This is a genomic window from Streptomyces griseoruber (assembly GCF_001514205.1).
Classification (GTDB): domain Bacteria; phylum Actinomycetota; class Actinomycetes; order Streptomycetales; family Streptomycetaceae; genus Streptomyces; species Streptomyces griseoruber.
This window is the reverse complement of sequence record NZ_KQ948770.1, coordinates 338,251-357,056: the sequence shown is the minus strand read 5'-3', so window position 1 is coordinate 357,056 and position 18,806 is coordinate 338,251. Positions and strand designations below refer to the sequence as shown.

General features: G+C 69.7%; 20 protein-coding genes. 11 read left to right on the top strand and 9 right to left on the bottom strand.

The features are described from left to right. The first annotated feature begins 132 nt into the window (after positions 1-132). Positions 133-528: a hypothetical protein gene (locus AQJ64_RS22230; protein WP_055637232.1), complete on the top strand. Its 396-nt coding sequence runs from the start codon at positions 133-135 to the stop codon at positions 526-528. A gap of 25 nt (positions 529-553) precedes the next feature. On the opposite strand, the gene AQJ64_RS22225 is transcribed toward AQJ64_RS22230, so the two are convergent. Together AQJ64_RS22225 and AQJ64_RS22220 are read right to left on the bottom strand one after the other, a co-directional pair. Next, positions 554-955 (bottom strand): hypothetical protein, encoded by a 402-nt coding sequence (locus tag AQJ64_RS22225; RefSeq protein WP_059202898.1) that lies wholly within the window; start codon positions 953-955, stop codon positions 554-556. A 37-nt stretch (positions 956-992) separates the two neighbouring features. After that, the gene (locus AQJ64_RS22220) at positions 993-1,265 is read right to left on the bottom strand and encodes a hypothetical protein (RefSeq protein ID WP_055637234.1); all 273 of its coding nucleotides are present in this window, start codon (positions 1,263-1,265) and stop codon (positions 993-995) included. Between the two features lie 83 nt (positions 1,266-1,348). On the opposite strand from AQJ64_RS22220, the gene AQJ64_RS22215 reads away from it, so the two are divergent. Both AQJ64_RS22215 and AQJ64_RS22210 read left to right on the top strand, forming a co-directional pair. Next, on the top strand, positions 1,349-1,543 hold the full coding sequence (locus AQJ64_RS22215; RefSeq protein WP_055637235.1) for a DUF397 domain-containing protein: 195 nt from the start codon (positions 1,349-1,351) through the stop codon (positions 1,541-1,543). Then, positions 1,540-1,719, top strand: coding sequence for a DUF397 domain-containing protein (locus AQJ64_RS22210; protein WP_059202897.1), 180 nt, complete (start codon positions 1,540-1,542; stop codon positions 1,717-1,719). Before AQJ64_RS22215 ends, AQJ64_RS22210 begins: the two co-directional genes overlap by 4 nt. Here the strand turns inward: AQJ64_RS22210 and AQJ64_RS22205 are convergent. The 3 genes from AQJ64_RS22205 to AQJ64_RS22195 form a co-directional block, all read right to left on the bottom strand. Continuing rightward, positions 1,691-2,623, bottom strand: a complete 933-nt coding sequence (locus tag AQJ64_RS22205) for an ADP-ribosylglycohydrolase family protein (protein WP_059202896.1) — start codon at positions 2,621-2,623, stop codon at positions 1,691-1,693. The genes AQJ64_RS22210 and AQJ64_RS22205 overlap by 29 nt on opposite strands. An 83-nt stretch (positions 2,624-2,706) precedes the next feature. Continuing rightward, a complete protein-coding gene (locus tag AQJ64_RS22200) occupies positions 2,707-4,332 on the bottom strand; it encodes a hypothetical protein (RefSeq protein ID WP_055632678.1) in 1,626 nt (541 codons plus the stop codon). Positions 4,333-4,476: 144 nt separating this feature from the next. After that, positions 4,477-5,259: a pirin family protein gene (locus tag AQJ64_RS22195; protein ID WP_240512525.1), complete on the bottom strand. Its 783-nt coding sequence runs from the start codon at positions 5,257-5,259 to the stop codon at positions 4,477-4,479. A gap of 21 nt (positions 5,260-5,280) precedes the next feature. On the opposite strand from AQJ64_RS22195, the gene AQJ64_RS22190 reads away from it, so the two are divergent. The 5 genes from AQJ64_RS22190 to AQJ64_RS22170 all read left to right on the top strand — a co-directional run bounded on the left by AQJ64_RS22190 (position 5,281) and on the right by AQJ64_RS22170 (position 12,488). Further along, a complete protein-coding gene (locus AQJ64_RS22190; protein ID WP_063788677.1) occupies positions 5,281-7,059 on the top strand; it encodes a recombinase family protein in 1,779 nt (592 codons plus the stop codon). Between the two features lie 158 nt (positions 7,060-7,217). Further along, positions 7,218-8,027 carry a recombination directionality factor gene (locus AQJ64_RS22185; protein ID WP_157880869.1) on the top strand — a complete coding sequence of 270 codons (810 nt, stop codon included), beginning with the start codon at positions 7,218-7,220 and terminating at the stop codon, positions 8,025-8,027. A gap of 644 nt (positions 8,028-8,671) precedes the next feature. Then, on the top strand, positions 8,672-9,877 hold the full coding sequence (locus AQJ64_RS22180) for a DUF3631 domain-containing protein (RefSeq protein WP_055632680.1): 1,206 nt from the start codon (positions 8,672-8,674) through the stop codon (positions 9,875-9,877). A gap of 372 nt (positions 9,878-10,249) precedes the next feature. Next, positions 10,250-10,804, top strand: a complete 555-nt coding sequence (locus tag AQJ64_RS22175) for a MobC domain-containing protein (RefSeq protein ID WP_240512526.1) — start codon at positions 10,250-10,252, stop codon at positions 10,802-10,804. After that, positions 10,794-12,488, top strand: a complete 1,695-nt coding sequence (locus AQJ64_RS22170; RefSeq protein ID WP_055632682.1) for a relaxase/mobilization nuclease domain-containing protein — start codon at positions 10,794-10,796, stop codon at positions 12,486-12,488. The genes AQJ64_RS22175 and AQJ64_RS22170 overlap by 11 nt, the downstream gene beginning before the upstream one ends. A 65-nt stretch (positions 12,489-12,553) precedes the next feature. Here the strand turns inward: AQJ64_RS22170 and AQJ64_RS22165 are convergent, their stop codons facing one another. The 4 genes from AQJ64_RS22165 to AQJ64_RS22150 form a co-directional block, all read right to left on the bottom strand. After that, positions 12,554-13,132 carry an HAD domain-containing protein gene (locus AQJ64_RS22165; protein ID WP_055632683.1) on the bottom strand — a complete coding sequence of 193 codons (579 nt, stop codon included), beginning with the start codon at positions 13,130-13,132 and terminating at the stop codon, positions 12,554-12,556. Between the two features lie 30 nt (positions 13,133-13,162). Beyond that, the gene (locus tag AQJ64_RS22160) at positions 13,163-13,771 is read right to left on the bottom strand and encodes a class I SAM-dependent methyltransferase (protein ID WP_055632684.1); all 609 of its coding nucleotides are present in this window, start codon (positions 13,769-13,771) and stop codon (positions 13,163-13,165) included. Positions 13,772-13,859: 88 nt separating this feature from the next. Beyond that, positions 13,860-14,771 (bottom strand): phosphotransferase family protein, encoded by a 912-nt coding sequence (locus AQJ64_RS22155; RefSeq protein WP_055632685.1) that lies wholly within the window; start codon positions 14,769-14,771, stop codon positions 13,860-13,862. A 94-nt stretch (positions 14,772-14,865) separates the two neighbouring features. Beyond that, the gene (locus AQJ64_RS22150) at positions 14,866-15,615 is read right to left on the bottom strand and encodes a hypothetical protein (protein WP_055632686.1); all 750 of its coding nucleotides are present in this window, start codon (positions 15,613-15,615) and stop codon (positions 14,866-14,868) included. 225 nt (positions 15,616-15,840) lie between these two features. On the opposite strand from AQJ64_RS22150, the gene AQJ64_RS22145 reads away from it, so the two are divergent. The 3 genes from AQJ64_RS22145 to AQJ64_RS22135 all read left to right on the top strand — a co-directional run bounded on the left by AQJ64_RS22145 (position 15,841) and on the right by AQJ64_RS22135 (position 18,745). Next, on the top strand, positions 15,841-17,196 hold the full coding sequence (locus AQJ64_RS22145; RefSeq protein WP_055632687.1) for an NsdA family TPR-like regulatory protein: 1,356 nt from the start codon (positions 15,841-15,843) through the stop codon (positions 17,194-17,196). Positions 17,197-17,232: 36 nt separating this feature from the next. Continuing rightward, positions 17,233-17,733 (top strand): NUDIX domain-containing protein, encoded by a 501-nt coding sequence (locus AQJ64_RS22140; protein ID WP_059202895.1) that lies wholly within the window; start codon positions 17,233-17,235, stop codon positions 17,731-17,733. A gap of 109 nt (positions 17,734-17,842) precedes the next feature. Then, a complete protein-coding gene (locus AQJ64_RS22135) occupies positions 17,843-18,745 on the top strand; it encodes a hypothetical protein (RefSeq protein WP_055638061.1) in 903 nt (300 codons plus the stop codon). Positions 18,746-18,806: the final 61 nt, after the last annotated feature.

The window sequence follows — 18,806 nt, the reverse complement described above, 5'->3', positions numbered from 1 at the left end:
CGCCCCTCTTGTCCACCCCCTTGGAAACCTCACCGGCGTCACACAGGAATCCCGGGGGGTGATCACAGCGCCCTGTCTTCTCATAGCGGAGGAGGGAGCCGACGAGGTCGGCGGACAAGGGAGGAACGGGCCATGGTTTTCGCGATCACGCTGTCGGTACTGCTGATCACCGGCGCGGTGGTGGGAGTGGTCGCCCAGCACCGGGCCCGGCGGACCCGCCCCCCGTCCGACCTCGACGCGGAGGCGGAGGCCAACCACGCCCTCGTCCGTCTGACGAGCGGCCTGGTCCCGCCGAACACCCGCGCCTGGTCCACCGCGAACGCCGACACGGACCACGCCCTGACCCGGGCGGCGGAATGCCGGCGCGAGGCCCGGTCCCTTCTGGCCACGGCCCGTACGGCGGCGGAGTACGCGGAGGTGACACGCCTGGCGGGGGAGGGCCTGGATCACCTCCGGGTGGCCCGCGCGGGCTTGGGCCTCGACACGGCCCCTTCCCCTGCGCCTGCCTTCGCGACTACGTCTCGCTAGTGCCGCGGCAGGCAACGTCTGCCCGTCAAGGAGCGGCGTCCGGTGCGTGCTCTCGGCGTGCCGGCCGGAAGTCCTCGTACTGGACGTACTTGGGCTTTCGGCCGGTGCGGCGAGAGTGCGTGCCGGGCGTCGCGACGGGGCGAACGTCGCCTGCCTCGGCACTTGAGCCGGATGAGGCCATGCCCGCCCGTCCGGCCCTGATCAGGTCCCTCCAGTCGTTGACGAAGAGCGCCATGTCCAGCCATGGGGCGAGGGTCTTCAGGTCGGTGCGGGTGGTGATGTACCAGTGCCCCTCGTCCGGCACGAACACGTCACGTTCTTCCAGCACGCGAAGGATCGCAGCGGTCCACCCTTCCGCGTATCCCTTGGCCCAGCCGTCGGCGTGATCGTCGCTCCACCTCCAGACCTCGGCAAGCAGTCGGGTCATCTCCTTTGGACCGAGACGTCCGAATCCGGGTCCGCGTTCATGGATTCGTCTCGTCCTCGGAGGACTCGACGAACAGGTCCTCTGCTGCGGTGGCCGTCAGGGAACGGTCGAACCAGAGGGTGAGGGTGTCGAGGTCGTCGCAGGAGGTGATGCGCTCGCGAACGTCTTCGGGTACGTCGATGCCACGCTTCTCCAGCAGGCGGAGAACGAGCGACGCGCGATCTTCGACCTTGCCCTTCGCCTCCCCTTCCAGATACGTCTCCTCGAACATCGTCCTGTGGCCCGGGTAGTGGGTGACGAGGCTCTTCATCAGTGCTTTCCACGTAAAGTGGAGTCGGCATCGCTTGGGCCCGCGCGATCGCGGGACTTCATCCACAGTCGGATGAAGGAGCTATGGGCGTGATCCAGTGGCAGAAATCGTCCTTCTCAAGCGGCTCGGACGGGGCCTCGTGCGTCGAGCTCGCTCACGACCACCGCTCGTTGCTCCTTCGTGAGAGCGACGAACCGACGCGAATACTCCCCATCGCTCCCAGCAGCCTCGCTGCGCTTCTCCAGCGCCTCCGCGCGGAGGGTACGGGGCAGCCGTGACTCAGTGGCAGAAATCCACGTACTCCGGCGGTGCCGACGGCAACGACTGCCTCGAACTCGCCGCCACCGAAACCGACCTCCTCCTCCGCGAGAGCGACGACCCCACCCGAATACTCCCCCTCACCCCCACCAACCTCGCCGCCCTCCTCACCCATCTCCACGCCGACCGCCCCTGACGTCGCCCCACGGCGGAATCTCCTCGCAAGCCTCCCGCCAAGCCCCAGGGACAGCCCCCGTCCCCGTGCGGGCGGCGACGACACCGCCCGCTATCGCGCAGGTCGTGTCCCGGTCCCCCCACCCCCCGACCGTCTGCCACAGCGCCTCCGTCAGGTCGTCCAGGTGACCGGCCGCCGACCACAGAGCGAACGGGACCGTGTCCTGGGCCGACAGCAGGGTTCCCGTGCCCAGGACCGACGCCGCGTGTCGTACCGACGTGCGCGAGGGGAAGTCCGCGGCGACCCGCAGCCTGGAGCGGACCTCGCTCTCCGGGACGTACCGCATGACCTGCCGCAGAAAGTCGGCGCGAGGCGGAGCCTCCTCCTCCGCGCCGCCCGCCGCCAGTGACGCCGCGACCGCCACCGCCACCGCTCCGGCCACCGCCTCCCGGTGGGCGTGTGTCGTCAGCGCCGACAACCACGCCTGTGCCGCAGCGAGCGCAGGCCTGTCGTAGAACCACGCCCCCAGCGGAGCCACCCGCATCGCCGCGCCGTTCCCGTGCGAGCCCTGCCCGCCGAAGGCGCCCGTCGTCACCTCGCGCCAGTGCTCGCCCTCCCGGATGCGACGCAGCACCCCGTGCATCGACGGGCCGTATCCGCGGTCCGGGTCGCGCTCGTACGCGGCGGCGAATTCCTGCGCCAGGTCGTCCTCCCGGACCTCCCCGTGCTCCGACAGGTGCGCGCACAGGACGAAGGACATCGCCGAGTCGTCCGTCCACAGCCAGGGGGCGGGGCGCAGTTCCCGCGCCGCCCACAGCCCCTCCGCGTCCTGCGCCGAGCGCAGGAACCAGCCGTCGCCGAAGGCGTCCCCCAGGACCAGTCCCTCCAGGCTCCTGGTCATCAGGCCCAGTCTCGTGGCGCTCATCGCATCGATCCCCCCGTCCGCAGAGCATCTTCGTGCGCCTTCGGCACACCGTCACCGCGCTGTGCGGGGCCTTTCCCCTGTGGTCAGCGGACGTCGACGTAGTCGCCGACGGACGTGGTGTCGAGGTACGAGCCGGTCGCCGTGTACGCGGCGCTCCAGGTGCCGTCCTGCTTGGCGGTGAACGTGACGGTGAACCTGCCGCCCTTGCCGGTTGTCACGGTCGCCATGCGGGTGCCGGTCGCGGCTCCGGCGGCGCGGAACCGGATGGTCACGTGCTGGCCGGACACCCCCGTCCACGTGGAGCCGTTCTGGCGTTGCAGGATGCCCGTCACGGTCAGGGTCCGGCCCTTGCGCACCGGCTCGGGTGAGGCGTTGAAGCCGGTGATGCGGGTGACCGCCCGGGTCAGGTGCAGGACGCCGGTCGTGGTCGAGGTGGCGTTCGCGCTGCCGGGGTAGTACAGGCGCAGGTAGCCGGTGGCCGGGCGCAGCGGGTGCCAGGCGTCGAAGGCGCCCGTGGCGTCAGGGGTCACCGTCGCCACGGTCTTCCAGCCGGTGCGGCCGTCGGTCGACTGCTGGAGCTGGACGCGCCCGCTGGGGAGCGAGCCTGCCGAGGCACCGAGGCGGCCCTTGACCCTGATGGCCCCGGCGCCGGTGAAGGTGTGGTCGGTCCAGGTGAGGACGGACCGTGAGAGGGCGTGGAGGCTTGCCTGCGCGCTGCCCTGCTGGAGGAAACCGAAGCCTCCGACGACCGCCGTCCAGCTGGTGTCACCGGTCACCGTGCCGAGCGTCTCGCTGAACCTGCCTCCGGAGCCGAGCTCGTAGGCGTGGTTGCCGTTCGGGCCCGTCAGCAGCACTTCGGTGTCCGGGTCCCCGGCCGTCAGCGGTGTCCAGGTGTTCGTCGTGGGGCTCAGGTACTGCGCGGTGCCGCCGACCGTGTAGGAGCTGCCGTACACGGCGGTGCCGGCCGCCTTGTCGAAGACGACCCGGGTGGGGCTGATCGTCCTGGTCACCAGTACGGGGTCGGTGTTGACCGTCTGATCGTCCTGCTGCACCGCGTACACATACACGTAGCTGCGGACAGGGGCGGTGACCCGGTAGCTTCCGTCGGCCTGGACCTCGGCCCCGACCTCGTAGGTTCCCGATCCCCGGGTCCCCGTGAGGTAGACCTCGCTCTCGGTCCAGCCGGCGGTGGTGGCTCCGGTGGCCGGGTCGAACGTCGACACCTTCCCGGTGGCGGTCACCGTCCGGTGCTCGAAGTCCACCGTGGTCCGGTCCAGGGCGGTGTCACTGAAAACGGGCAGATCTTCGTAGCGGACGACGCCCTGGCCGAGGTGGGCGGGGTGGTCGCCGTCGGCGTCGGCGAGGTCGAGGGTCGTGTCGTAGACACCGTGGGTGCCCAGAGCCATCCGGTCGGAGCTGCGCCAGGTGCCGTCCTCCGCAGTGCCGGAGACGAGGGTGAATCCGGTGACGGTCGTCACCGGCCGGTCGCCGGAGACGCGCAGGGTGAGCTGCGCGGTGAGGGAGTCGGGGTCGATCGCGGTGTCGGACGTGGCGTGGAACTCCAGGTAGCCGGCGTCGTCCGGGTCGCCGCCGAGCGCGGATACGACGGGCAGCACGAGGTCCGTGGTGTCGGCGAGCGCGGGGCCGGCCGTCGCGACGGTCACCAGGCCGGCGACGAGCGAGAGCGGGGCGATGAGATGCCGGCGCACAGGGGCTCCAGAGGAAATCGGGCGGGAGACACGGAAGCGAACAGGTGCACGATCATGGCACGCGCTCCGTACGCTTCCCTGCTGCTGCTGGTCAACAGTTGACCAACAGCGTCCGCCCCCTGTCGGGGCCCCTGTGCGTGACCGTTACGACGCCTCCGGCCCCGCCTCCGTCATCCCGTGCACCGCCGGGATGGTGCCCAGGCGGCCCTTCTGGAAGTCCTCGAAGGCCTGCATCAGTTCGTCCTTGGTGTTCATGACGAACGGACCGTAGTGGGCCATCGGCTCACGGATCGGCTGTCCGCCGAGGAGGACGACCTCCATGTCCGGGGTGTGGGAGTCCTGCTTCTCGTCCGCGCGGACGGTCAGCGAGGAGCCCGCGCCGAAGACGGCGGTCTGGCCGAGGTGGATCGGACGGCGTTCGGCGCCGACCGTGCCCTTGCCCGCCAGGACGTACGCCAGGCCGTTGAAGTCCTCCCGCCAGGGGAGGGTCAGCTCCGCGCCGGGCGCGAGCGTCGCGTGGATCATCGTGATGGGGGTGTGGGTGATGCCGGGGCCCGCGTGGCCGTCCAGCTCGCCGGCGATGACCCGCAGCAGCGCGCCGCCGTCGGGGGTGGTCAGGAGCTGGACGTTGCCGCCGCGGATGTCCTGGTAGCGCGGCGCCATCATCTTGTCCTTGGCGGGGAGGTTCACCCACAGCTGGAGGCCGTGGAAGAGGCCGCCGGACATGACGAGGTGCTCCGGCGGCGCCTCGATGTGGAGGAGGCCCGAGCCGGCCGTCATCCACTGGGTGTCGCCGTTGGTGATGGTGCCGCCGCCACCCTGGCTGTCATGGTGGTCGAAGATGCCGTCGATGATGTAGGTGACGGTCTCGAAGCCGCGGTTCGGGTGCCAGGGGGTGCCCTTGGGTGAAACCAGTTGGGGGGTCAAAAAATCAGCTAGAGTCCCCCCATGATCAGACCAGGGGTGGTGACCGGCATGGACATCCATGCAGGTGTCTATGGGCGTCAGTCCGTGGGGCGCGCCAACAAGTCCGAGGTCAGCACGGTCACACAGCGCGCTGCGGGCGTGGCCGAGGCGAAGCGGCGCGGGGCCGTCAGCATCACCGAGTACGAGGACCTCGGCATATCCGCGTTCACGGGCGACGGCCGCCCGGACTTCGACCGGCTTCTGAAAGACTGCCACGACGGCCGGATCAACCTGATCATCGTCTACTACATCAGCCGCCTGTCGCGGATGGACCCGCTCGACGCCATCCCGATCGTCACGGAGCTGCTCAACCTCGGCGTGACGATCGTGAGCCTCACCGAGGGCGAGTTCCGCAAGGGCAATCTGATGGACCTGATCCATCTGATCCTGCGGCTCGACGCGGCTCACAGCGAGAGCAAGAACAAGAGCGACGCGGTGCGGGGCGCGAAGAAGACGGCCCGTGAACTCGGTGGCTACGTGGGCGGCAAGCCGCCGTACGGCTTTCGCATGGTCCCCGCGACGCGCACGACGACCGACGGCAGGCCCGTCGTGATCCATGTCCTGGAGCACGATCCCGACGAGGTGCCGGTGATTCAGGACATGTGGGCGCGGATCAAGGAGCACAAGGACATGCCGTACCGGCCCGGAGGAGGACGCCGGCATCCGGGCTCCCTCACGGGCATCTGCGCTCAGATGACCGCCGACGGCGTGCCGACGAAGGGGCAGCGGGTCGGCAAGAAGACGAAGGACAGTATCTGGGATCCGAAGACGGCCATGCGCATCCTCCGCGACCCGCGCATCGCGGGCTACGCGGCGACCCCGGTGTACAAGCGCCGGGAGGACGGCAAGCTGACCAGCACCATCGAGAGCTACCGCATCGAGCGCGACCCCGAGACCATGAAGCCGGTCCAGGCGTGCCCGCCGATCATCCCGCCGGACGACTGGCACGAACTGCAGAAGTGGCTCGACGGCAGGGGCCAGGGCAAGGGCCTGTCGCGCGGACACGCCGTCCTCTCCGCCATGGACGTCCTGTTCTGCGACTGCGGTGCGGTGATGACGTCGCACCGGGCCACCACTCCCAACAAGGCCGCGTACCGCTGCCGCCGTCGGAAAGCGCTGCCGGGCCAGCACGAGGGCGAGTGCACCATCAGCATGCAGACCCTGGACCTGTACGTTGCCCGGCGGGTCTTCGCCCTCATCCAGACGGCCGAGGACGACCCCGAAACGGCGGTCTTCCTCGCCGAGGCCGCCCGTCGGTACGCGGCACAGACGGAACAGCCGGAAATCGTGGGCGAACGCCGAAGCCTCGTCACCGAACGGGCCGATGCCAAGCACGCATTGGAAGAGCTCTACGACAGGGAAGAGGCCGGCGACTACGACGACCCCGTCGGACGGCGCCGGTTCAGGGAGCGCAGGGAACGGCTCCTCGGCCGTATGGAGCGGGCGGAGGCCCGTCTCACCGAGTTGGAAGAGGCGGCGACGCCAACGCTCCCGATCCACCTGTGGCTGCCCCTGGGCGCGGGGGACGTCGATCCGGTAGGCGAGGGTTCGTGGTGGGAGGCCGCTACGACCCAGGAGCGCCGGGACTTCGTCAAGTTGTTCGTGCGCCGGGTCACGGTTACCAAGGCGACCGGCGCGGGAAGGTCGACGCCCGTCGAGAAGCGGGCGGCGGTCGAGTTCGTACGACCGGAACAGGCCGAGGGCGATGACGCAGAGACTGGCGAATCGAGGCAGCCGGAGGTGCTTGCAGAAGCGGTCTGACGTGCCGCTGAACCGAGACGAGCGAGGGAGAGTACACCGACATCGCCGGTTAGCGAAACCGGCGATTCTCCGGAGCATTGACGGTGTCCTCGGGGGCTCCAGGCAGCCGCGTCGCTGCTCTGGCGCCCCTGCGTCTCCCAACCGTCAGGAGCCGTCTCTTGCACAACCCCGCGCCCAGCCCGGCCGCCGCTTCGCCGACCGACGGCGACTGTTCTGGCCATCGCCGACGGCATCGCAACGCCGCGACGCATGGCTGCACCCGACCGCGCACCACTCACCGTCAGCGACTCGGCACCCCTCACACTTGCTCTCTGTCCAGGGCATCCGAACCAGTCGCCGGTGACTGCGACTTCGGCCGCGTCGTCGACGGCAAGCTGCTCACCCGCCCGGTCTGGCGCCTGCTCACGGTGTCGCCCCATGTGGCGGAGAGCATCGCGAGCGCGCTCGGAGCCGAGCCGCAGCGGCGATTGGCCAACGGCTTGGAGCAGTTCGAAGTCGTAGCCGAGAAGGCCAATCTCCGAGTCGTCATCGAAAATGCTGACAGGCTGACAGGGCAGATGAAGCTGTGGGACTCCCGTGGCCTGGCGCACCACTGCGACGGGCGTGCGTTCCTGTCCCCGGAAGCTGATGCAGGTCACCCTTGCGGATGCCCGCCGACCATGGCCGAGCGCAGGGCGCGGGCCAGGGCCGGCCAAGGGCCGCAGCCGATCACGACACTTCTGTTCCACCTGGCTGGATGCCCTAACGTCGGCTCGTTCCGCTTCAGGTCCTCCTCCTGGCGCTTCGCCGAGGGGGTACAACGGATACGCACTCAACTGGCCACGGTGGGTGACGCTGCGCTTTGCGAACTCGCGATCCAAACGGTCGAGTTCCCGACCCAAAATGGCCGCCGGGTCTGCTACCACAAGCCCGTTGTGAAAGTGCTCGGCCCCTGGGCGTCCAGCGCTGCGCTGAGCCTTGCCGCCTGAGTGGCGTTTCCGTACGAATCCACCCCGCGTAGCGGGCCCCTGCCTGCGCGCACCCCAGGAGCACTATGGAAGCCACCTTCCCCAAGCCGCAGAACACCACGAAGGCCATCTGGCCGCCGGTCGCCATTCCCGGCCAGACGATGCTGTCGCTCGGATCAAATCCAGACGGAGACCCCGCCTTTCCTCAGGGCGGGGACCGCATTGCTGAGCCGGTCGGTCCCCACGGCTCCGGCCCCGGGGAGCGGGCCACCGCAGTCGATCCGCTGCCTGGCTCAGCGAGTAACGGTGATCCCCTATCGGGCCTGGGGACCACGCATGGCATCAAAGCAATGGACGCCGGGGACCGGTCCCCGGAACAGATAGGGACCGCACGCTCGACGATCACCCCTGCCCTGGCAGAGGATCCGCAGGTCAACGCCCTGCGGACCGGACCCGGCAGTGCAGGCCATGCTGGCACAGACGGACCGGAAGCCGGGGACCTGGTGGGGACTTCCGGTCAGCCGACCCCCGGATCCGGTCCCCGAGTTCCGGTCGCTCAGACCACGAAAGGGGATCGCCGTGGGGACGGCCCCCAGGGCACTTCGGGGACCACGGTCCCCGACAACGGGTCGGGGACCGGTGACCGTGCTGATGCAGGCGGCCAGGTGGCCGTCGAGGGAGCCGTGCTGCTGGACGAACTACGAACGGCGATCAGCCGGTACGTGGTGCTGCCCAGCGAGGAGGCGTTGACCGCGGCCACCCTATGGGTGGCGGCCACGCACATCCAGACGGCTCTGCAGCACGCGCCCCGTCTGGCAGTGGTCAGCCCGACGAAGGGATGCGGCAAGTCCCGGGTTCTGGACGTGCTCCACGAGACCGTGCACCAGCCGATGATGACGGTGAACACGTCCCCGGCGGTCATCTTCCGCATCATCGGCAAGAACCCGCCCACCCTGCTGGTGGACGAGGCGGACACCATCTTCGGCCCCAAGGCGAGCGGCGACAGTGAGATCCTGCGCGGCCTACTGAATGCCGGGCACCAGCGCAACCGGCCCGCCTGGCGGATCTCCGGTCCGGACCACAAACCGACCCCGTTCCCCACCTTCGCCATGGCCGCCATCGCGGGGATCGGCGACCTGCCGGACACGATCATGGACCGGGCGGTCGTTCTGCGGATGCAGAAGCGCAAGCCGGGCGAAAGGGTCGTCCCCTTCCGCTCCCGGTACTCGGTGCCCGAACTCAACGCGCTGCGTGATCAGCTGGCCGCCTGGCTGGGCCCGCTGCGCGGGCAGGCTGCCCGCATGGTGCCGCAGATGCCGGTGGAGGACCGGGCGGCGGACACCTGGGAGCCGCTCGTCATCATCGCCGACCTGGCCGGCGGCCACTGGCCCGCCCAGGCTCGTGCCGCCTGCCTGGCCATGACCCGCCACGAAGCGGTCCAGGACGAGCAGAGCAGCCTGAAGACGCGGCTGCTGCGCGACATCCATCGCATCTTCGCGCAGGCGGAGAACCCCAAGGCCCTGTCCACCCAGGATCTGGTCGCCGCGCTGCTCCAGGACGCCGAGGCCCCGTGGGCGGAGCACGGCTCCAAAGGGCTGAACGCCTACCACCTGAGCAACCTGCTGCGGGACTTCAACATCAGCCCGGCCAACTACCGCTTCGACAAGGGCAGGCAGGCCAAGGCATACATACGCAACCGATTCCTGGACGCCTGGGCCCGCAACTGCCCCGACCTCGTCGAGGCGGCACCCGAGCCCGAACGCGGCGCTGCCCCTGCCCGCATGGCCCAGGGCAGGCCGCCCGCCGCCCCGGCGGGGGTGCTGCCTGTCGGCCCGCCCGGTGGCCCCGCCGGACTCAAGCGCACTCTCTGATCCCGCCGGGGTCCGTATCACTGCGTCACATCCGTCCCCGCGCAGGTCAGCGCGGGGACGGACTCTCTCGCCGGGACGGACTTCTCCGTACCTGGCCGCGTATCCGTACCTGTGCTGACCAGGCATGCGACGGATGCGACGGACGTGACACGGCCCCATCCCCCTCTCCTGCGGAGCACCACCATGCACACCAAGAACGACACGGACCCCTCTTCTTCTCGCCGCTGGGGTTGGTTCAGCCGGGACCGACGAACAGCAGCAAGCTGGAGCGAACGAGCCCCTAACGGGGCTTCGTCCGCGCTTGCCCCCGCCTCTGGGGTGGCGGAGGAAGAGAGGGCCGGGCGCCAGCGGGCGTCCGAGCCTGAGGAGGGGGTGGACGAGCCCCGCAGCACGTCTGCCGCCGACAGCCCCCAGCAGCCCGTCGCCGACTCCATCACCTCAGACGCCGAGCCGTCTGCCAATCCCCAACCGCCCGCCGCCCTCGAGCAGCCCTCATGGCGCGAGCCCGACGCCCCCGCGCTGCCCGCGCGGATGAACCGCAAGCGCACGACCGAGAAGCGCGACCAGGAGAAGAAGATCCGCTTCACGCCGACCGCGGTCCGCCTCATCGACGCCGAGGCCAAGCGGCGCCGCCAGAAGTTCGCCGGCTTCGTCGGCGACGCCGCCCTCGCCGTCGCGCTCGGCAAGGCGGGCATGGTCGGCAGTCCGGAGGACGACCCCATCCGCCCACTGGTGGAGGCCATCGAAGCGCACACCAAGGCTCTGAACCGGATCGGCACCAACCTCAACCAGATCACGGCAGCCATCCACTCCGGCGCGATACCCGAGCGCGCCGAGGCCGTCCTCGACCGTATCGAGCAGGCCGCCCAGGCCAGTTACGCACTGCTGGACCAGCTCCTGGCGGAAGGGGCCGGCCATGGTGCCTGACGTCTCCACCGGCTCCAGCACGCTCGGCCTGGTCAACTACCTCTTCGGCAAGGGGCGGCGCGACGAGCACAAGGACCCCCACATCGTGGCCGCCTGGGACATGGCCGGTGCCCCCGATCCCGGCCGCAACCCCGCTGCCACCTACACCCAGCTCGCCCGGCGCCTGGACCACCACGTCGACCTGCGCACCCGTGAGCTGGGCGGCAAGAAGCCGCCACAACACGTATGGCACTGCCCCGTACGCACCGCGCCCAGCGACCGCTACCTCACCGACGCCGAATGGGCCAAGGTCGCCCGCCGCGTCGTCGCCGCCACGGGCATCGCCCCCGAGGGTGACGAGAAGGCGTGCCGATGGATCGCGGTCCGGCACGCCGACGACCACATCCACATCATGGCCACCACCGTCCGCGCCGACGGCCGCCGCCCTCGCACGAACCGGGACGGCTGGCGGGCACAGCTCGAATGCCGCAAGATCGAGGCCGAGTTCGGGCTGCGCCGTCTGAAGTCCGGCGACCTCACCGCCCCGCGCACCCCGACCGGCGCCGAGCGCGCGAAGGCCGAGCGCCAAGGCCAGGACAAGGCCGCGCGGGAGTGGCTGCGCGAGCAAGCGTACGCGGTCGCCGCCGCCGTACGCAGCATCGACGAGTACTTCACCGTGCTGCGCTCCCTCGGCATCCAGGTCAAACCGCGCATCGGCCCCGAGACCGGCGAGGTGACCGGCTACAGCCTGGCCGCACCCGGCGACACCACGCACGGCGAGCCCATCTGGTTCGGCGGCTCAAGCCTCGCCCCCGACCTGGCCTACAACCGCCTGTGTGAACGACTCCCCACCCAGCCCCTGGCCGACCGCCCCCAGCAGTTGGCGGACCCGGCCGAACCGTGGCACCGCGCCGAAATCGCCATCCGCGACGCCCACGCCGTCCTCGACTCGGGCGACGACACCGTGGCCCAGGGGCATTTGGATGCCTTCGGCGAGGCTCTCCACAACCTGTCCCTCGCCATCAACGGTGGGCACCGGGCCGAACTGCAAGCAGCAGCAAGGGCGTTCAACCGCGCCCGCCGCTCGGCGATCCGGGTCGACCACCAGGCAGCCACCGCCCTGCGGGAAGCAGCCAAGGAACTCGCCTACGCCACACACGATCCGGGCGGACTCGCCGTTGCCCTGATCTTCGCCGCGCTCCACGTGGCGCGCGCCGCCGCCAAGTGGCATGAGCAGCGCGGTCACGAGCAGCAGGCCGCAGCGGCCGAAAAAGCCTTCCGCCACCTGCAGGCCGGTTACCAGCAGGCCGCCCAGCCAGTCTTCGCGGATCTCGCCCGTCGCGCACCGCGCGCCACAACCGCCAGCCGCTTCGAGCAGGACCTGCGCGCAGCCTTCCCCGACCACGCCGACCGCGTCCTCTCCGATCCCGCCTGGCCGGCCCTGACCACCACCCTCGCCCGCGCCGAGACCGCCGGCCACAACCCCCGGCGCCTCCTGTCCGAGGTCGGCGCCCGGCGGGAACTCGATAGTGCTGAGCATCCCGCCGAAGTCCTCAACTGGCGCATCACTGCTCAACCGAACAGGCGCGCTCACGCAGGACGTAGGCAAAGCACCATCAGCGGCACGACGTCCACGTCCGCCGCTCCACATCCTCCGGCCACACCAGCGAACATGACGCCCGAAGAACGTGGTCGACACCGCTGAACCCGGTCGGATGCCCTCGCTATACGGCGCGGCGGGGGCATCGACTGTTCTGCCACAGCTTCGCGTCAGGCTGCTTCGGTTCCGCTCGGGGCAGCGGGTGCACCGGGCCGCACGGCGAGCAGCCGCCCGGCCCACGCTCGGGCTTCGGCCAGGTGTTCAGCCTGCAGCCCGGCACGGGGATCAGGTTGTACCAGCAGGGTCGCCGCGCCACGGGCGGTGCGCTCCGCGGCCCAGGAGTGGTCGAGGTCAGTGAAGTCGTCGTCGATCCACACAGCGGGGGCGTCAGCCAGCCACACATCAACGTAGTCGCGCTTCCACAGGTAACCATTGGGGTGGCTTGTTGTGATCTTGGGGCGGGGAAGATCGACGTGCGGCAGGGGTGGGAGACCGAGGAGCGGTCCGATCAGAGTGGCGGCGTCCTGGCGCCAACTGGTGCACCAGACTGGCGTGACCATGCCGTTACGGATCACTTCCATGACCATGGGCCCATGGGCGGGGTTGAGCCAGATGGTGACCGGGTCGTCGGCGCTGCGGCCGGTGGGGACGACGTCGTGGCGGGCGTGAGTGGCTGGGGTCGAGCCCTCCGCGTCGGGGAAAGGTATGAGGACGCCGTCGATGTCGAGGAGCAGGTAGGGCGGGCGCATCGGATTCTCCCAAGGGAGCCGGGGTGAGGGTCAGAGCTTGCGCGCGGTGATCAGCAGGGTGGTGGGCCAACGGCCTCCGTGGCGGGCGTCGTGGAACTCCTGGGCCGAGGTGAGCCAGAGGCCGGCGCGGTCGAGGTGTTTCTCCCAGCGGTCGGCGTCGAAGTCCCAGCGAGCGATGGGCAGTCGGGTGCGGTCGGGGAGGGTGACGTAGTCGCGGCGCGGCCGGTCGTCGGTGGCCGGGCGGAGGCCGCCGCGCTGCGGGTGAGGTACGGAGAAGGCGAGAGTGCGGCCGGGCTTGAGGTGCTGGGCGATGGCCGGGAGCAGGAGTTCGGGGGCGACGAGCCCGATAGCGCCGAAGACGGAGTAAACCGCGTCGAACTGCTCGTCCGAGGCTTGCAGGTAGTACAGGGCATGGCCCGCCACGAAGGTGAGGCTGTTCAGCCGGCCGTAGTGCGAGCGGGCTCGACGGACCTGCAGGCCGACGAGGTCGACGCCGGTGACCTGGGCACCGTAGCGGGTGGCAACGTGGGCAGCGTTGTGGCCGGGACCGCAGCCGAGTTCCAGCAGCCGCTTGCGGCGCAGATCCTGGCCGAGGATGTCGGCGCCGGGCCCGCTGCCGGGCCGCGTGGTCCATTCCATCCGCGCGGGCACGGACAGCGGCTAGGCGGGACTGGCCGTGGTGCGCTGAAGAGCGTGGACGTACCAGGGGGACGCCTGGGCGAGCACGTCAGACCTCCAGGAGGTGGAGGACATCGGTGAGGTGGCGGCGTACGGCCTTGATGTAGGCGGGGTCGGTGGCCGGGTCGTTGATCCAGCGGATGGACTGCTCCATGAACCACTCGACGGCCCACATGCGGTGCCAACCCAGCGCCCAGTTCTCGGCGGTGAGCCCACCGCGCGGAGTGAGGGCGTCGGGGGTGCCGCCCTCGGTGACGTAGGTCTCCAGGAAGACGCGCAGGCGTACGGGGTCGGGGGTGTCGAGGGTGCCATGCCAGCTGGCGAGGTCGAGCAGGCCGGGGCCGGTGAAGGCGCGGGCGAAGTCCAGGAGCCTCCAGCCGTGTCGGCCGATGTGGAGGCTGGTGGGGTGGAACTCGGAGTGCACCCAGCCGAAGGGCGCCGTTGCAGTACCCACCGAGCGGGCCTCGGCGCCATGTGCGATCCGGACGAGAGCGTCCTCGACATCGTCGGCGTCCTGCCACCGCTCGGCCTTGCGCAGCTGGCCGAGGTGCTCCAGAGCCCGGCTCGGAAGCCTGCGCAGCCCTTCCCGGTCGAGGACCGGCAGGGCTGCAGCCGTGCGGGTGCGGTGCAGAACGACGGCGGCAGTGGCACCGTCGAGGTCGTCGGCCTCGCGGGCGGGAGCGCCGAGGTCCTCCAGCAGCATCCCGAGCCAGCCGTCCACGACCGCTGAGGCGTGAACGGCAGGCACCGGGACACCGAGGGTGCGGGCCAGCCGGAGTGCCTGATCCTCGCTGTCGAACGGCTTCTTGGCGTACTTGAAGATGGCGGTGGTGCCGTCGGTGAAGGTCAGACGCTCGACGCCGGACATCGACCACACCCGCACCTCCTCGCGCGCAGCGGTGGACCGGCCTGCGATGGTCAGCAGGTTGTCCAGGAGATCGGCGTTGAGGCTCGTTTCCATCAGGGGCTCCAGTGCTGTTGGCGGCGTCCAGTGCTGTTGGCGGCGTCCGGGGCGGGCGAGAGTGCTGGCCCGCCCCGGAGCCAGGACTGTGGTGCTACGCGGCAGGGCTCACGCGGTGGGCGTAGACCTGCTCGATCCAGCCGGCCTTGAAAGCGGCGAGGTCGTTGCGGAAGGTGGCCATCGAGGCACCGTAGGGCGCCACGACACCGCCGGACTGGTCCGGCACGGACTGACAGCCGTGCACGAGCCGTCCGCCGAGGGCGGCGTGGGCCTTGATGGACTCGATGCGGCGGTGCTCGTTGAACCAGCCGCCGTGGTAGACCTCGTCGAGCATGCCGCCCATCTCGTCGTCCAGGTCGAAGACGACGGACGTGGCGGCGGGGAAGAACCAGCAGGGGCCGACGTTGGAGATGTGCCCGTCCAGCTCCACCTTGTTCAGCGCCATCAGCGTGGCCGCCTCGCGCAGCATCCGCAGGTGTTCGGCGGTGATCTGCGGCAGGCCGAGGCCGGCGAGGTGCTCCTCGCGGAAGAGGTAGGCGTACACCTCGTAGGCGGTGGAGAGCACCTTGGCGGCGTCCGAGGTGGAGGTGGCGTGGGCCTTGATGAAGTCCAGCGCGAGCTGCTCGACCGCGCTCTCGGTGGTCTCCTCCACGTCCAAGAGATGGGACTTGACCAGCTCCCAGTTGGCGACGAGCCAGGAGCTGGACTCGAAGCGGAAGAAGTACTCGGCCGGGTCGATGGTGATGCGCCGGCCGTCGACGTGGATGCCGGGCAGGCGGCTCCAGCGCTCGTCGAACGCGTCGGGCAGTAGGACCGTGATGGCCGTGGTGTCGATGGTGGTCACCGTGTCTCCGTCTCTGATCGGCCGGGTTCGGGCACAGGAATGCCCGAACCCGGTGTAGGCGTACGGAACTTCGGGTGCCGCCCGGCCGAAGGGGGGAGCCTGGTCACGGTGTCGGACCGGGGCCGGGCGGCTGATGATTAGTGAACCCTCCGTCACGCACAGTGGGTACGGTGAGAGGCAGTTGAAGCGGTATACGCGGTTTACAGCTCCGGACGGGAGGCGATCGTGGCAGCGCAGAGAGAACCCAACTCCCGCCTGCGCGACATCATCGACGCGACCGGCTGCACGTACGAGGCCCTGGCCAAGGACATCCGACGCATCGCGGCCGAGAACGGCGAGCTCCTCCAGACCAACAAGTCGGCCGTCTCCCACTGGGTGAACGGCACCCGCCAGCCCACCGGCCGGACGGGCCAGTACCTCGCCGAAGCTCTGTCACGCCGGGCAGGCCGGACCGTCAGCCGGACCGAGATCGGCCTGCGCGCACCAGACGCCGAGATTGCGGACGAGCGGGATCCCGTCCTGGCCGCAACCGACCTCGGCCGTGCCGATGTCGAGCGCCGCCGCTTCCTCGCGGTGGCCGCCTTCACCACCGCCGGCGTCGCCATGCCGCTCACCCACGACCACGAGGCCACCGCCCGCATGCTCCGCGCTCGCACCGGAACGTCCGTGGTCGGGACAGAGGACGTGGACGTCGTACGCCAAATCACCGCAGCCTTCAGTGCGGCCGACGAACGGCTCGGCGGCGGCCACGGCCTGACCACGGTCACCGCTTACCTCGCCGACACCGCCGCCCCCATGCTCCGAGGCCGCTACCCGAACGAAGTCTTACGACAGGCCGCGTTCGGCGCCGTGGCCGAACTCGCTTACCTGGCAGGCTGGAAGCACCACGACCTCGGCCAGGAAGGTGCCGCCCAGCGCTACTACCAGGTCGGCTACCAACTCGCCTGCGAAGCCGATCCCCACGGACACGCCGCCTGGATGATGCGCGCCCTCGCCCACCAGGCCCTCAGCCTCAAGCAGCCCCGCCACTGCGTGGACCTCGTCGAAGGATCCCTCGCCCGCAGCTTCGGCCACGTCGACGGCCAGACCGAGGCCCTCCTCCACATCACCCACGCCCGCGCCTACGCCGCCACAGGCGAGAAACCTGCAGCGGCCCGCGCCCTGCTCGCCGCCGAAGACGCCCTACTGCGCGACGACGGTCCCCAGCCCAGCTACTCCCGCGTCAGCGGCCCCGCCTCCGGCACCGTCGCCAGCCACACCGCCCGCACTCTCACCGACCTCGCCGACTACATCGGCACCGAACAGCAGCACCGCGACGCCCTGGTCCGGTGGGACCCCGAGAAGTACAAGCGCGTCCACGCCCTCACCTACGCCGACCTCGGCGACAGCCTCGCCACCCAGGCCCGGGCCGACGAGGCCGTAGCAGCCTGGTCCCAGGCCCTGACCCTCATGGAAGGCATGACCTCCGGCCGCACCCGCAAAGCGATCACCTCGCTCCGCTCCACACTCTCCATCTACCAGCGCCGCAGAGTGCCCGGAGCCGCCGAACTCGCCCGCCGCGCACGCGAAGCGCTGGCCTAAGCTGCCCACCAACCGGCCGACGAAGGGACACCAGCCGTGGCTCAGCGGACAACCGACGACCAGCCCAAAGCCCTCCCGCCCGCCCTCGAATCCATGACCCTCCTGGTCGCCGCCGTCATCGTCCACGACAAGGCCACCAACCGCGTCGTCCTCCTCCAGCGCAGCCAGAACGCCAAGTTCGCCCAGGGCATGTGGGACCTCCCTGTCGGCAAGAGCGAACCCGGCGAGCCGATCACGGAAACGGCCGTGCGGGAGCTGTACGAGGAGACCGGCCTGACCGTGAAGCCAGAGTCCCTGCAGGTCGCCCACATCATCCATGGCGCTTGGGGTGTGGAGGCCCCCAACGGCTTCCTCACCGTCGTCTTCGCTGCCCACGAATGGACCGGCGAACCCGAAAACCGCGAGCCACGCAAACACGCCCAGGTCCGCTGGGTCGACGCCGACGCCATCCCCGACGAATTCGTGGACACCACAGCCAGTGCCCTCCATCAGTACCTCGCAGGAGGCCCGCAGGTCTCACTCGACGGCTGGAGTTAGAGCGACAAATACGGTTTGAGTGGGCCCTTCGCCATCCGCGCTCGGCAACCGAGTCGACCGCGTGATCATCGACGGTCCGAAACGTCAACCCTCGTACTAGCATCCTTCCGTGACGATCGAGAGAGAGGCGGACCTGCTCCTGGTCTGGCTGCGCGGGGAGTCCAACGGCGACACCCAAGCCTTGGTGGACGCGGAGCCTTTCTGGTATCCGCCCGGCGATGACGGCTTGGTCGCCCTCATCGACTACCTCAGGGGCGCGGGCATGGTGCACAACACCGAGCTCTGTGCCTCTGGAACGGCCTGCTCGCTCACCGCACACGGAGTAGCTGAAGCTGAGCGGCTCATTGCAGACCGGGATAACCCCCGCATAAGGCTCGACCATGCCATCAACGGGCTTGTAGCAGCCGCCATGGAGACCTACCCGACGACCCGACTGGAGTTGATCGACTTCCTGTGCTCCATGCGCACGGCCGTTCTGGACGAAATTCTGGAGGTTGCCGAAGTCTTCCGGGCCGTCGAATACCTAGAGGCGAACGGGATCGTGACGGTTGATTCCCGGTCGCCTCAAACGGTTCGTGCCGTCACCCTGACCACCCTCGGCATCGAGTGCGGGTTCAAAGATCCCATCTCTGTGAGGAACTTCTTGAACGATCAGCGACAGCCCAGGATCCACAACGAGTGGAACATCACCGTTAACGGGGGCGCGCCCCAGATGGGACAGGACAACACCCAGAACAACACCTTCGGCTACGACCCCCAGCAGCTCACGCAGTTCGCGCGCGAGGTTCTGGCCGCCGCGCAGTCAGCGGACGTGCCAGAGGAGGTCCGAGCCATGGTCGTCGCCGACGTGGAGGCTCTGCAGACGGAGCTCGCCATAGCCGCACCTGAGTCCGGTCGGGTTCGCCAGCTCGCGGAGAGGGTGCTTCAGAGCGCCAGGGCCAACCTGCCCGCCCTTGGCTGGACAGGGGTTGCCCAGTTGGTTTCGGCAAACCTCGGCATCCCACTCTTCTGAGCCACGAGTAGCGCTCGGCAGTCCGCACTCAGTCTGCAGGACACTCGATTACGACCGTCAC

Bases quoted from the DNA above. Each gene is read 5' to 3' on its own strand.
- AQJ64_RS22155 (WP_055632685.1), bottom strand. From the start codon at position 14,771: ATGGAAACGAGCCTCAACGCCGATCTCCTGGACAACCTGCTGACCATC.
- AQJ64_RS22205 (WP_059202896.1), bottom strand. From the start codon at position 2,623: ATGAGCGCCACGAGACTGGGCCTGATGACCAGGAGCCTGGAGGGACTG.
- AQJ64_RS22230 (WP_055637232.1), top strand. From the start codon at position 133: ATGGTTTTCGCGATCACGCTGTCGGTACTGCTGATCACCGGCGCGGTG.
- AQJ64_RS22225 (WP_059202898.1), bottom strand. From the start codon at position 955: ATGACCCGACTGCTTGCCGAGGTCTGGAGGTGGAGCGACGATCACGCC.
- AQJ64_RS22220 (WP_055637234.1), bottom strand. From the start codon at position 1,265: ATGAAGAGCCTCGTCACCCACTACCCGGGCCACAGGACGATGTTCGAG.
- AQJ64_RS22190 (WP_063788677.1), top strand. From the start codon at position 5,281: ATGATCAGACCAGGGGTGGTGACCGGCATGGACATCCATGCAGGTGTC.
- AQJ64_RS22170 (WP_055632682.1), top strand. From the start codon at position 10,794: ATGGTGCCTGACGTCTCCACCGGCTCCAGCACGCTCGGCCTGGTCAAC.
- AQJ64_RS22165 (WP_055632683.1), bottom strand. From the start codon at position 13,132: ATGCGCCCGCCCTACCTGCTCCTCGACATCGACGGCGTCCTCATACCT.
- AQJ64_RS22215 (WP_055637235.1), top strand. From the start codon at position 1,349: ATGGGCGTGATCCAGTGGCAGAAATCGTCCTTCTCAAGCGGCTCGGAC.
- AQJ64_RS22160 (WP_055632684.1), bottom strand. From the start codon at position 13,771: ATGGAATGGACCACGCGGCCCGGCAGCGGGCCCGGCGCCGACATCCTC.